14 protein-coding genes are annotated in these 12887 nt (G+C 54.0%); 6 read left to right on the forward strand and 8 right to left on the reverse strand.

Features of this window, described 5'->3' with window-relative positions; all coding sequences use genetic code 11:
• The 3 genes from OB13_RS03700 to OB13_RS03710 form a co-directional block, all read left to right on the forward strand.
• On the forward strand, window positions 1–1515 hold a 1515-nt coding region (locus OB13_RS03700), incomplete at its 5' end, for a tetratricopeptide repeat-containing sensor histidine kinase (protein WP_461488797.1).
• A gap of 150 nt (window positions 1516–1665) precedes the next feature.
• Window positions 1666–2490 (forward strand): thermonuclease family protein, encoded by an 825-nt coding sequence (locus OB13_RS03705; protein WP_461488798.1) that lies wholly within the window; start codon window positions 1666–1668, stop codon window positions 2488–2490.
• A 47-nt stretch (window positions 2491–2537) separates the two neighbouring features.
• A complete protein-coding gene (locus tag OB13_RS03710) occupies window positions 2538–2930 on the forward strand; it encodes a hypothetical protein (protein WP_461488799.1) in 393 nt (130 codons plus the stop codon).
• Between the two features lie 62 nt (window positions 2931–2992).
• Here OB13_RS03710 and OB13_RS03715 read toward each other — a convergent pair whose 3' ends face one another.
• The gene (locus OB13_RS03715; protein ID WP_461488800.1) at window positions 2993–3847 is read right to left on the reverse strand and encodes a universal stress protein; all 855 of its coding nucleotides are present in this window, start codon (window positions 3845–3847) and stop codon (window positions 2993–2995) included.
• 121 nt (window positions 3848–3968) lie between these two features.
• Window positions 3969–5039: a DUF6687 family protein gene (locus tag OB13_RS03720; RefSeq protein ID WP_461488801.1), complete on the reverse strand. Its 1071-nt coding sequence runs from the start codon at window positions 5037–5039 to the stop codon at window positions 3969–3971.
• A gap of 169 nt (window positions 5040–5208) precedes the next feature.
• Here OB13_RS03720 and OB13_RS03725 point away from each other — a divergent pair, with 169 nt between their 5' ends.
• Window positions 5209–6696, forward strand: a complete 1488-nt coding sequence (locus OB13_RS03725; protein ID WP_461488802.1) for a nicotinate phosphoribosyltransferase — start codon at window positions 5209–5211, stop codon at window positions 6694–6696.
• A gap of 4 nt (window positions 6697–6700) precedes the next feature.
• Here the strand turns inward: OB13_RS03725 and OB13_RS03730 are convergent, their stop codons facing one another.
• On the reverse strand, window positions 6701–6994 hold the full coding sequence (locus OB13_RS03730; RefSeq protein ID WP_461488803.1) for an HNH endonuclease: 294 nt from the start codon (window positions 6992–6994) through the stop codon (window positions 6701–6703).
• 165 nt (window positions 6995–7159) lie between these two features.
• On the opposite strand from OB13_RS03730, the gene OB13_RS03735 reads away from it, so the two are divergent.
• A complete protein-coding gene (locus tag OB13_RS03735; RefSeq protein WP_461488804.1) occupies window positions 7160–8416 on the forward strand; it encodes an MFS transporter in 1257 nt (418 codons plus the stop codon).
• Window positions 8417–8452: 36 nt separating this feature from the next.
• On the opposite strand, the gene OB13_RS03740 is transcribed toward OB13_RS03735, so the two are convergent.
• The 4 genes from OB13_RS03740 to OB13_RS03755 are packed head-to-tail and all read right to left on the reverse strand — an operon-like array spanning window position 8453 to window position 10667.
• Window positions 8453–8884 (reverse strand): response regulator, encoded by a 432-nt coding sequence (locus OB13_RS03740; RefSeq protein ID WP_461488805.1) that lies wholly within the window; start codon window positions 8882–8884, stop codon window positions 8453–8455.
• Window positions 8885–8914: 30 nt separating this feature from the next.
• Complete coding sequence (locus tag OB13_RS03745) at window positions 8915–9721, reverse strand: sensor histidine kinase (protein ID WP_461488806.1); 807 nt, start codon at window positions 9719–9721, stop codon at window positions 8915–8917.
• On the reverse strand, window positions 9700–10344 hold the full coding sequence (locus OB13_RS03750; protein WP_461488807.1) for a hypothetical protein: 645 nt from the start codon (window positions 10342–10344) through the stop codon (window positions 9700–9702). Before OB13_RS03750 ends, OB13_RS03745 begins: the two co-directional genes overlap by 22 nt.
• 8 nt (window positions 10345–10352) lie before the next feature.
• Window positions 10353–10667 carry a hypothetical protein gene (locus OB13_RS03755; RefSeq protein ID WP_461488808.1) on the reverse strand — a complete coding sequence of 105 codons (315 nt, stop codon included), beginning with the start codon at window positions 10665–10667 and terminating at the stop codon, window positions 10353–10355.
• A gap of 101 nt (window positions 10668–10768) precedes the next feature.
• Between OB13_RS03755 and OB13_RS03760 the strand changes: the two genes are divergently transcribed.
• Entirely contained in the window at window positions 10769–11566 is a 798-nt protein-coding gene (locus tag OB13_RS03760) for a class I SAM-dependent methyltransferase (protein ID WP_461488809.1), read from the forward strand.
• 84 nt (window positions 11567–11650) lie between these two features.
• Here OB13_RS03760 and OB13_RS03765 read toward each other — a convergent pair.
• On the reverse strand, window positions 11651–12887 hold a 1237-nt coding region (locus OB13_RS03765; RefSeq protein WP_461488810.1), incomplete at its 5' end, for an alpha/beta hydrolase family protein.

The following is a 12887-nucleotide window of genomic DNA, read 5'->3' on the forward strand; positions in this document are numbered from 1 at the left end:
TTTCTGGCCCAGGGAAAATTTGAGCGCGCGCTGGTTTATTATCATTACGCCCTCCCGATACAGGAGCAGTTGAAAGACCAGCGCGGCATTGTTATCTCCCTGATCAACATCGGCAACGCCTACACCAGCAAGGGGGATCATGCCAAAGCGTTGACTTTTTTCAACAAGGCGCTCCCGCTGACCGAAATGATCCGGAGCTCGCACGACAAGGTATATGCGCTGCGGGGCAGAGCAGAAGCGTACCTGCTTGCCCAAAAGTATGACAAGGCCATTGACAATGCCCTGGAAAGCTTGGAAATCGCAAAAGGCTACAAGGGCAAAGCCGAGATTCAGTACAATGCTGCCGTACTGGATAAGATCTATACGGCCATGGGAGATTATGAAATGGCCCATCACTACCTGACCCTGTACAACGCCTATGGCGACAGCCTCAAAAACGAGCACTCCACCAACAGGATCGCCCAGGAACGGGTGAAGTACGAGACTGCCCAGAAGGACCAGGAAAACCTGCTGCTCCGGGCAGAACAGGAGCTGAATAAAAAGGAACTGGAGCAAAAGAGTATTATCCAGTATTTCATGATCGCCTTGTTGCTCCTGGTTTGTGTGATCGCCTACGTGTTTTTCAGAAGACGCCAGCACTTGCGCCACATCAACAACGTGCTTACTCAGAAGAACGAATTGATCACACATAAGAACAAGGCACTCAGCCAGCACCAGAAAGCGCTGACAATGCAGGCCGAGCAGCTCCAGACCCAGAAAGAAGAGCTTCGGCGGCTCAACACGATCAAAGACAAGCTTTTCTCAGTCATCGCCCACGATCTGAGGGGACCCTTGGTAGCGCTCAAAGGATTGCTGCACGTGATGGCCATGGGCAAAGTACCCGCTGACAAACAGGAAAGCCTCTTTAATAGCCTGGTGAAAGGGCAGCAAAATGTCCTGTGGATGCTCGATAACCTCTTCGAATGGGCAAGAGCACAGATGGAGGGTTTTGAAGCAGACCGGCAGCCGATCGTCCTGCGTGAACTGGCCGAGGAGAACCTTCGTCTTCTGCTGCCGATGGCGGCCAGCAAGAACATAAAACTGGAAAACAACATCGCCCCGGAATTGACCGCCATTGCCGACAAGGACATGATCCGGCTTGTGCTCCGCAACCTGATTTCCAACGGCATTAAGTTCTGCAAGGAAAACGATGAAGTCACGCTTTCGGCCAGCATCCGGCAGGGAATGCTGCTGGTTTCGGTGCAGGACACAGGTATAGGCATCACCCCCGAAGTACAGCAGAAGCTCTTCGGGCGCGGCAGCTATTCCAGCCGTGGTACTGCCAACGAGAAAGGCAGCGGCCTGGGGCTGGCCATGTGCAAGGAATTTGTGGAGCAGAACGGAGGAGCGATCTGGGTGGAAAGCACGCCTGGAAGCGGCAGTAATTTCATGTTCACGGTGCCTTTCGTCAGCCCTGATCCGGCACAGAAAGCTCCCCCGTCTGAGGCTGAACGGGAAATGCAGGAGCTGGTCTGATCCCACGCTTATTCCCTATACCTGCCAGCTACTGCCTCCACATCGAAACAGGTTCTTTTCTCCCTTCTACATGCGGGCTATACCTGAAAATATTGCGCTAAACAATTGCCGGTAGTTGTGGTAAAAGAAGAATAGTAGCACCTTTGATCCATGAAAAGAACCTTATTCATCTACCTCTACGCGCTGTTCCTGCTTACTTTCCCGTCCTGCAATCAAGATGGCGATAAGGCGCGTGAAGAATTCCGGCAGCGCCAGGGTCTACCCCCGGCTCAGCAACCGGTGCCGCCGGCACCTGAGGCCGCTCAGGAAACAGCGCCCGATAACACACGGGCATCTGTCGAATCACCGACACCTGCTACTGTGGCCGGGGACAAAGTAGTGGGCGTAAAGGATGGCGATACGTTTGAGGTATTGCGCAATGGACAGCCAGTGACCGTACGGTTGTATGGGATCGATACGCCTGAAAAGAACCAGGCCTTCGGGCAAAAGGCCAAGCAGTTCGCTTCTGACCTGGCCTTTGGCAAAAATGTGCGGCTGATCGAGCACAACAAGGACCGCTATGGTCGCACGGTCGGCACCATTGTGCTTCCGGACGGGCGCAGCCTGAATGAAGAGATGGTGCGCGAAGGCTTTGCCTGGCATTATAAAGCCTACTCCAAAGACAAGAATCTTGAGAACCTGGAGGCCGATGCCCGCCGCTTCAAGCGTGGCCTGTGGCAGGACCCGAATCCGGTAGCTCCCTGGGATTTCCGGAAGCAAAAACCGGCTCCCGTCGACAACAGCAAAGCGTCTGTACCTGCCGGCGCCACCAACCGGAAGGTATACCTCTGCGACAGCTCCGGGTCAGCGGTCTACCACTTTTCCAAAAACTGCTCCGTGTTGAAGCGTTGCAAGGAACAAACACTGACGGTGACGGAAGCAGTCGCTATCCGGCAGTATAACCGCCGCGCCGACAAAACTTGCAGCCCCGAATAAAAGCACTTATTTTTGGCTATTCGCTATACCTATACGACATCCCCCTTATGCTAAAACATGCTACTGCAGGTCTGTTTTTCCTGCTCATCGCCTTTGCAGGCTGCCAGACTCCTGACGAACAGGCAACCGATACTACCCAACAAGTCATCGCCCAGGCAGATACCGTGCAGCAGCAACCCCGCCCCAAACCGGAGTTCTTTTCTATATCGCCGGATCTGGCCAAAAAGCGGGTCTATATCTGCATGGATGGCCCGGCAGACACTTTCCACCAAAAGCACGATTGCCCGGTGCTGATAACCTGTAACAGCACATTCCGGAACCTGACCCTCACCCGGGCGATCGAAGACTTTGACCGGTACAACTGCGAGACCTGCAGCGGCGACCTGGCCCATATTTTTGATGAGGATGCAGTGAGAATGGAAACCGGACTTGGTCAGTAAGGTATAAAAAACAAAGGCGGTTCCGGAAAGAGCCGCCTTTGTTTTTTATACCTTATGCACGTTTAATGCCTGCTGCCTTTGAGTACCAGCAACGGTACTTCCGCCTGGTAGGTCATTTTTTCGGCCAGGCTTTGGGAGAAAAGCTCCCGCAAAAAACCTTTATCCCGGCGCAGGATCGCGATCATATCGGCCCCCACTTCATTGAAATAACTTTTCAGCCCTTCGTCCCGGTGCCTGCTGATCACTTCCTGAAACCGCAGCGGGACACCCGGGAAAGCAGCCTGTAAGCTATGCCAGAATTTTTCAGCTTTTGACCTGTTGGCTTCACTTGCTTCTTTTGTGACATGCACCACATCGACAGTCGCCCCGAACAGGCTGGCAAATTTCAGGACTTCGCGTAGTGTCTCCGTATCTTCCGGAGCATAGTCGGAGGCGTAAATGATTTTGTTGATCCGTGGCCTATCGGCTGTGGACGGCACGGAGAGCACGGGACATTTCACTTGTTCTATCACCGCCTCGGCATTGCTACCGATCAGCAGTTCCTCCAGTGCACTGCCACCGCCTGTTGTGCCCATCACGATCAAGTCATAACCGCTGCTCTTGGTCAGATGCTGGGTGATATCGGTCAGCAGGGCTTCTTTCAGTACATAATCGCAGGTAAACGCATTGCCCCTGTTTGCGCCATGCACTTCTTCCATATGCTGGCAAAGCCCTTTCAGGCGCTCTTCGGCGTCCCGCATCTGCTCCCCCAACAGCTCACTGGCTACCAGCGCCGTTTCCGACGTATCCACGATCGGTAGGTGCACGACATGCAACAGCGTCAGGTGGCCACCAGCCTGCCGGGCAATGAGGGTGGCATACTCCACAGCCCGGGCGGCCGTCTTGGAAAAGTCTGTTGGGCAGAGAATCTTTTTCATGTTTCTGTTTGGTTAGTGTACCGTAGGCTCTATATCACAGTTTTACTATGTATACGAGCGCAAACAAAAAGGTGCATGAATCTGGTTCTCAAAAATGACAAACGTTCTGTTTGCGCTCCTGCTATACCTGTTTATACCTGCGGTTGAGTTCCTTTACCTCCTCCCAGGTCCAATAGCGCTTGGGTTGTATACCTGCATACGCTGTTTTGAAATAATCCAGGATCGTCTGCTTCAACTCCCCAACCGGTATGGAAGAAGAAAATATTTCCCGTTTATCCGGGTTGTCAAACGTCTCCATGCGGGACAGCTCCCCTCCTTCCAGGCGGAGCAACGGGCCGGTTTCGGTGATGCTGTCGCAGGTCCAGGTACGGCCAGATTGCTCCAACTCGTTGAGTTGCTGCGCCAGCGGGTCGAGGGCTATACGCGGCAGGGTTGGCCTCGAGGCAATGTCCACCCAAGTGGTATACTTGTACTCCAGTTCGTAGCGGTTGTCGTCATAGCAGCTCAGCACGATATCAAACCCAATGGTGCGGCTGAACAAGGCGTAGTAGTGCAGGGGCCGGTGCGTCTGGACGATGATCAGGCCGATGTCCGGGTGACGCTCCAGTTTTGTGTCCGGCTTGTACGTGTCCCGGTAGCCCAGCAGCACATCGGCTACTTCCTCTTCCCACACCGGTTTCTCCCAGTCCGGGTCCTGCAGCACGCGCCCGAACTCTCTTAGAAAATACGCAAACTTGTTCTGGCAGAGCTTCACTTCCGCCTCCTCCATCTCATCGGCTGCAAAAGGTGCATAAAACATCTCCCGCTCCCGGGCATTGATCCAGCAGACCAGTTTGAGCGCTTCGCCTGCCAGCGGGTGGTTCAAGTCCAGCTCCCGGAAGTCGCCGATAAGGGCCATCTGCCGCAACAGCTCCTCGTTTTCCAGTGCCTTTTCCGGGTTCAGCAGGCTCCATACCCCAACAAAACCATCAATATCGAAATGATTGGCGGTGACGTACGGCAGCTCTAACCCGGGCAGGTTGAGCCGCAGCGCGTTCAGGACGATGGCTGCGCTCGTATCGTCGCGCGCTTCGGCAGGCGTGGGCACACCGCGCCAGTGAGAAAGTATAAAACCATTCGGATGCGCACTATCCACAATGATCGCCTTGTATTTTTTAGCCTCTGAGAAAGGTATAAACTGTCGCTTCATCATGCCTTAAAGGTACGGAAAAGTGGCCTGACTGTAAAAAAGTGACAGACCCTGCTGCAAAACCAACCCGTTACACTAATTTTGACGCTGTACCGTGACCGGAAGCCACAAGGGTATCCTTCCAAATCCATTCGCACCGGTATCCGTTTTTAAGAAGCTAGCATTCCAGATCATGACGCTCAAAAAGATATACAACACTTCGCTCACACTCCTTACCGATCTCTACCAGCTCACCATGGCCTATGGCTACTGGAAACAGGGTATGGCGGAGCAGGAAGCTGTTTTTCACCTTTACTTCCGCAAGAACCCCTTCAAAGGAGGGTATACCATAGCGGCCGGCCTGGAACATGCCGTGGAATATCTGCAACAGCTTCGGTTTCAGGAGGAGGACCTGGCCTACCTGGGCAGCCTGAAAGGCAGCCGGAACGAGCCCCTCTTTGAGCAGGGCTTCCTGGACTACCTGCGGGAGCTGCACTTCACCTGCGATGTCGATGCCATACCTGAAGGCACGGTTGTATTCCCGAGCGAGCCCTTGCTGCGGGTGCGGGGGCCGTTGTTGCAGGCCCAGCTCGTCGAGACACCCCTGCTCACCATCCTCAACTTCCAGACGCTGATCGCGACAAAAGCTTCCCGCATCGTGGAGGCCACCAAAGGCGACAAGGTTAGCGAATTTGGCATGCGGCGTGCCCAGGGAATAGACGGCGCTTTGGCTGCCACGCGGGCTGCCTATGTAGGCGGAGTAGATGCCACTTCTAACCTGCTGGCCGGTCAGCTGTTCGGCATACCGGTCAGCGGCACGCACGCCCATAGCTGGGTGCAGGCCTTTGAAAGCGAAAGTGCTGCCTTTGAAGCCTACGGTACTGCTTTTCCACATGACTCCGTTTTCCTGGTAGATACCTATAATACCCTCGAAGGCGTGAAGCATGCGATCCGGGTGGCCCGGAAACTCCAGCCATCGGGTTTCACCTTCAACGGTATACGACTCGATTCGGGAGACCTGACCTACCTGAGCATAGAGGCCAGAAAGCTGCTCGATGAGGCGGGATTCACAGCAACCAACATCGTGGCCAGCAATGACCTGAACGAGCACATCATCACCAGCCTGAAACAGGAAGGAGCCAAAATTGATGTCTGGGGTGTGGGCACCCAAATGGTGACCGCCTACGACCAGCCTGCTCTGGGCGGGGTATACAAACTGGCGGCCCTGCGCCAGGAAGACGGCAGCTGGAGCTATAACATCAAACTATCGGAGCAGCTCGAAAAAACCTCCAACCCGGGGGTACAACAGGTGCGCCGCTATTATGACGAAAACGGGTATATCGCCGATATGATCTTCAATGAAGCGGAGCCCCTGCCGGAAAACATCCTGGTCGTGAACCCGCTGGACAGCACGCACCGCAAAGCTATACCTGCCGGCACCGCTTACCAGGACCTGCTGGTGCCCATCCTGGCGAAGGGAGAACTGGTCTGCCAGCTACCTGCTCTCAAAACGATCAGAGCCCACCGGAAAGCAGAGCTCAACAAATTGCACGAGAGTATCAAGCGCCTGCTCAACCCGCATCACTACCCGGCCGGCCTGGAGGCAAACTTTCTTCAGTTCAAAACGGCCCTGGTACTGGAGCTCCGGGAGAAAGGGGAAGCCGCCGTTACAGGCAAGTAAAGCCTTATTTCCGGCGCCTGCCACGCCGGTTGGCAATGCGTTCGAGACGTTTGTTTCGCACCCACTTCAGGTACTTCTGCAATGCTTCGGCTTCCTGCAAAGCAGGTATGGAGTTGTAGGTAGTGGCCAGGTCGCGGTTGCTGAAGGTGAGGTGCAAGGTGCTGTGGCAGGGCTGGCATAATTCTGCCGTGGCGCCATAGCGGCCTCCCTCTTCGCGGGGCACCAGGTGGTGGCTCGTCAGGTAGAGCACCTCCCGGCCACACAACTCACATACCAGCTCCTGTTGCTTCTTCGCCATAAAAACTTTACTACTCCCTCCGATATCTTGTTTCACGAAAACATTTTGGAGCCCGCTGAAGTTTAGATACCTTCGGCCAGTCCGGATTTTCCGATAAAATACGCCAGCATACGGTCCGTATAGCCTGTTCAAAGGGCGGAAAGATCGTATAATATTGTTTAAACTATGAACAGCTTGAAAGATACGCATACCGTAGGCCACAGTGCACAGCAACAGGAGCCCCTGGTACCTAAAAAGGACATCAGGGAAGGCTTGCTGATTTTTATACTGGCGGCGATCCAGTTCACCCATATGATGGACTTTGTGATCATGATGCCGCTAGGCCCGCAACTGATGCGCGTTTTCCAGATATCGCCGCGGGAGTTTGGGCTGCTGGTATCGGCCTATACCTTCAGCGCTGCCATTGCCGGCTTTGTGAGTGCGCTCTTCATCGACCGGTTTGACCGCAAGCATGCGCTGTTGGCCTTATACCTTGGTTTCATCATCGGGACACTGGGTTGTGCGCTTGCCCCTACTTTCGGGTTGCTGCTGACCGCCCGCGTGGTGGCCGGTGGTTTTGGCGGTGTGCTGGGCGCGCTGGTATTGGCCATCATCGGCGATGCTATACCTGAATACCGGCGGGGAGCGGCCACAGGACGTGTGATGGCTGCTTTCTCAGTAGCCTCCATTGCCGGTATACCAATTGGTTTATACCTGGCCAGTGAGATGAGCTGGCATGCGCCGTTTTACCTGCTGGTAGGCCTGAGCCTGATCATCCTGCTGGGATCGGTCCGCTTTCTGCCTCCTATGCGCGGTCACCTGACCAATGCTGTCCCTGGCAATCCGTTTCAGGTACTGAAGGCGATCCTGGTGCAGCGCAACCTGCAATGGGCGATGTCCTTGATGTTAGCCCTGACGGTTGCCGGCTTCCTGGTCGTGCCTTTCATCAGCCCGTACATGGTGGCCAATGTAGGCTTTACGGAGCGGGAGCTGAGTTACATTTACCTTTTCGGGGGACTTGCCACCGTGTTCACTTCGCAATGGGCCGGGCGACTGGCAGATAAGTATGGCAAACAACTCGTTTTCCGGGCAGCTGCGCTGATCTCTCTGGTACCGATCCTGCTGATCACAAACCTGCCTCCCGTGCAGCATTATGTGGCCCTGCTGGTATCGACGGTGTTCTTTATTTTCTTTGGGGCACGTTTTGTGCCGGCCATGTCGCTGATGACCTCCAGCGTGGAGCCTAAGTTGCGGGGAAGTTTTATGAGCATCAGTTCTTCGGTACAGCAGCTGGGAGCAGGTATAGCCGCGCTGGTGTCAGGCTTTATCGTGCAGGAGGCAGCTGACGGGAAACTGGTCCATTTTGAATGGGTCGGAATCATGGCCTGTGTCGTTACCCTGGTCGCCGTGTGGGTGGTTCAGCACATCCGGACGGTGGGATAGCCTGCAAAACACGAAAGCCGCGAGAGGTCGCGGCTTTTATTTTAAGTGTCCTAACGTGAAGTGTTGTTTCGGGACAGCACAGTAATGCGTGTTTCCGGTTTTGAGCAGTTGGAGCACTTCCCGCAATTCGTCAGGCTCCGCGCACTTGAGCAGGTACCCATGCACGCCTTCTTCGATCAGCTTATTCACCAGTTCCTCTTCGCCATACATCGATACCACCAGTATCTTCACCTGCGGGTACTTGCTGAGCAGGTAACGGGCGACGGCAATGCCGTCCATGTCAGGCATTTCGAGGTCCAGCATCACGATATCAGGCAGGTTGTGCTCTACTTTTTCCAGCAGCTCTACGCCATTGCCGGCATCGCTGGTAACGGTTATTTCATTAAAGTTCTTCAGAATTTCGATTATCCCTTTCCTGAAAAGGGTATGATCATCGGCAATCGCCAGCGTAAGTGACTGCATTTCCATAAGCAGGCCTTCATAAGTAGTAAGCCAAATCTATGAAATTGGAATGACAATTTCAGCTTTTATTCCGGCACCTTGTGCAGAATTATACGCAAAGGTCCCCTGCAGGAGGCTGACCCTGCTCTGGAGATTCTTTAGCCCCAATCCGGTAGCGCCGGGCGTGTCCTGCGAAGCTGGAGCGTATGCGAATCCTTTGCCGTTGTCCGTGTACGTGAGCCGTACCTCCGGCCCGTTTTTTTGCAGGTCGATCGTAATGACCGAAGCGCCGGCATGTTTGAGGGAGTTATTCAGAAGCTCCTGCAGGATCCGGAAGAGCAGCAGCTCCTGTCGGGCTTGGAGCCGCTCGTAATCCTGGCTGTGCGTGAATTTTATTTCCAGTCCGCTGCCCGGCGGAATGGAATGGGCCATACTCCGGATCGCCTGAATTAGCCCCAGTTTCTCCAGCACCACCGGCATCAGGTCGTGCGAGATGCGGCGGACGCTCCCGATGGCCTCGTCGAGCAATTGCTTGGCCCGTACTGCCGTGTCGCTTGCTCCGACGGATGGGGCAGGTTGCCCGCCGAGTTGCCCGATGTTCAGCCGCACCAGCGCCAGCATACCCCCTACTTCATCGTGCAGGTCACGGGCTACGCGACGGCGCTCACTTTCCTGCGCTTCCAGAGCTGCCTCCAGCAACTGCCGCTGCCGTATTTCCTGCAGGTGCCGCAGGTGTTCGTGATGCGCTACCAGGCGCTTGTGGTAGCGCACCACGAACACAATGATGCCGGCTACCAGCAGGAGCATGACAGGCGTGATGATCAGGACGGGAAGCCAGGGATCTAGCGTCGGGGTACTCTCCATAGCACAGTGGCTACAATCAGGTTAAAGGTAATGGTACACATCGAATTGATGATCATGAAGGAGCGTGCCAGCGGCCTCGATTCCCGGATCATGTTTTCCAGGAAGACATACAGGAAAACAGTCCCCACGAAGTAGATGAGTATACCTACGCTCAGCAGGAAGAATGAATCCCGGAGGAGTTTCACGTTCGTCATGTCCATAAAGGCCTTGTACAGGTATAGCAATGCCTGCAGGCTCATCAGGGTGCTGCTAAGCGTTCTGACATAGGAATTCATCGTGTCCAGCGGCTGCCACAGAAAAAGGTTGGCTACAGCAAACAGCAGCACCAGCCCAATGGACAGGTAGATGCCTTGCCGGATCGCTTTGTTCTGGAAGCCAAGGCTGAGCGCCAGGGAAAGCAGCATGTACTCTAAGGGAACGTATAAATGAGAAAGCCAAAAGTTATTCTTCCCCAGCATATAAGCCGTGTAAAGACCACCGCCTTCTACAAAGGAAATAACCAGGGCATAGCTAAACAAAATCCATACAAATGGTCCGCCGTTGCGCAACCGGAAGGAAGCCACAACCAGCGGAACAAGTATGGAGGAAGCGGATAGGTAAACAAAAAATCTAAAAATATCCATTCAACCCTTTACTCGTCTAAGTCACCCGTGCCGCTGCAATCCGGCGGACAGGATGCGGATTTGTCCAGGATCAAGCCGTCTTCCATATTATTCCCATCCGCATCCGTACTTACCAGCAAGACCTGCTGTTTGCCTTCATCGTTCAGGGCATAGTAAATCTTGATGCCCATGCATCCGTCCTGGTCCAGCAGTTCGCGGATCGTGTCTTTTCCGAACATATGACAATGCACCTTTCCCTGTCCTGCCTGACGTCTGTAATTTGCCGTCCATCTTTTGGCCGAAGCGCGGTCTATCGGTCCGCCTTCTTTCCCTGTAATTTTCATGTGTGTTCTGTTTAGAAGTTAAAATTCTATTCAAACCTAAATATAGTAAATTTTATATCTACAAAATATTATTACCTTTCTATATTCTAAAAGCATTTTTTATGGAAGAGGCATTCTTTGAAGCGAACCGCCAGGCCTGGAACCTGCGTACCCCCATCCACAAAGCATCCGATTTTTATGATGTGGCCGGTTTTAAGGCAGGTAAAACGTCCCTTAACCGCATGGAGCTGGAGGAGTTGGGAAATGTGGCGGGCAAAAGTCTGCTGCACCTGCAATGCCACTTCGGGCTGGACACACTTTCGTGGGCCAGGCTTGGAGCAGAAGTGACCGGTATGGATATTTCGGATGAGGCTATCCGGGAGGCAGAGGCGCTCAACCAGGAACTCGGACTCGATGCCCGTTTTGTGCGCTCCAATGTATACGACCTGAAGGAGAACCTGCAGGGGCAGTTTGATATCGTGTTTACTTCGTATGGGGTGGTCGGCTGGCTACCGGACCTGCAAAAGTGGGCCCAAGTTATTGCTCATTTTCTGAAACCGGGCGGTACGTTCTACATGGCAGAATTTCACCCGGTGGTCTGGATGTTCGACAATGACTTCAAGGAAATCAAATACGCTTACCACAACACGCAGGAGCCGATCGTGGAAGAGAGTTCGGGCACCTATACCGACCGGAACGCTCCGATCCAGTACAAGGAATACTCCTGGAACCACAGCCTAAGTGAGGTCATCATGGCGCTACGCAACCAGGGCCTGCAGCTGGAGCACCTGCACGAATTTCCGTACTCGCCCTACAACTGCTTCGCACACACAATACAGGGGCCTGATGGTTTCTGGCGCATTGCGCATTTGCAGGACCTTATCCCGATGGTGTATACCGTAAAGTTTACCAAGGTATAGCGGCTCCAACTCTGAACCCTTTTCACCTAAAAAGAAGACCTCATTGCTAAGCAATGAGGTCTTCTTTTTATAGAAGCATACTGCTTACCGTTTCTCGAAGGATTGCATCCAGGGCACCAGGTCCTTAAGCATAGGTATAAAGCTGCTCTCGTGCGTGCCATCCGGGATGGGCACCAGTGTCAGGTCGGGAGCGCCGGCCGCCTTCATGCGCTGGTAGGTTTGTTCGCTGTTGGCATAGGGCACAATCACATCGGCGGTGCCATGGTATAAGCGGGTCGGGCTCTGCGGCACCCAATCGTTAAAACTGTTTTCCTGCAAAGCCTGCTTCAGTGCCTGCTCTCCGTTCCCTTTCAGATCAGCCAGAAACTTCGCTGTAAAAAGCTCTTCCGGTTTTGTCGGAATCTGCCTATTGATGCTGCCCCCGCTGTGCCCTCCGTTCAGAAGGCCGGCTAACCGGGGTGCATAGGGCTCTTGGTAAAAGTCAGTAAAAGGCCTGTTCCAGTTATAGCTCGTGTTGTAGCTTTGCAGCACATAGGCCAGGTAAGCCGGATAACTGTAGGGTTTACCGGCTACGACATCGGCCAGCATAGCTGTCAGGTCATAGCCACCTGCTCCGGCACCCGAAGCGGTTATTTTCAGGCCGTGCTCCGGGTGGGTCTCGATCTCCTTTTGGGCAGCCAGTGTTACATAGCCCCCTTCCGAGTAACCTGCCAGAAATAGCTGGTCATTGGCTTCGACCTTTTCCTTCTTATACAGTGACCTGGCCGCCTTGATCATATCCACTACCACCAGTCCGGAATACTGCTGGTTGTAATACGGATGAAATACCTGGCTCGAAGCGCCAAATCCCAGGTAATCCGGGATGAGGGTAATATACCCCGCGGAAGCAAAAAACTCAAAGCCCGTCATACCTCCTGATGCAACAGAAGGCGCTTCGTCCTGCTTAAAGTTCGTGCCATGCTGTACGCTCAGCACCGGTGCCGGTGTAGTCCTGTTCAGGGGCAGCACGACCAGGCCCGAAGCCTCCGTTTCTTTTCCCTGGAAGGTAGTCAGGTAATGTACCCGGAATATCGCTACATCATACTTTAGCTGATCCCGCAGGCTCCCAGCATACGCACCTGCCAATTGCTTCAGGGAAGCAGCCGGCAAGGTAGCCACCTTTTCAGCAGATACGAGCAGCTCTTTTTCAGGGGCCACTTCCGGTGCTGTCCCATCTTCTTTGCTGCAGGCGGTCAGCGGCAGCACGACTGGCAACAATAGGATCGCCACCAGCGAGGCATAGAGCCAATGCGCTACTTTATTTTTTATCTTCTTCATTCTT

The sequence above is a fragment of the Pontibacter sp. HJ8 genome, from assembly GCF_054824225.1.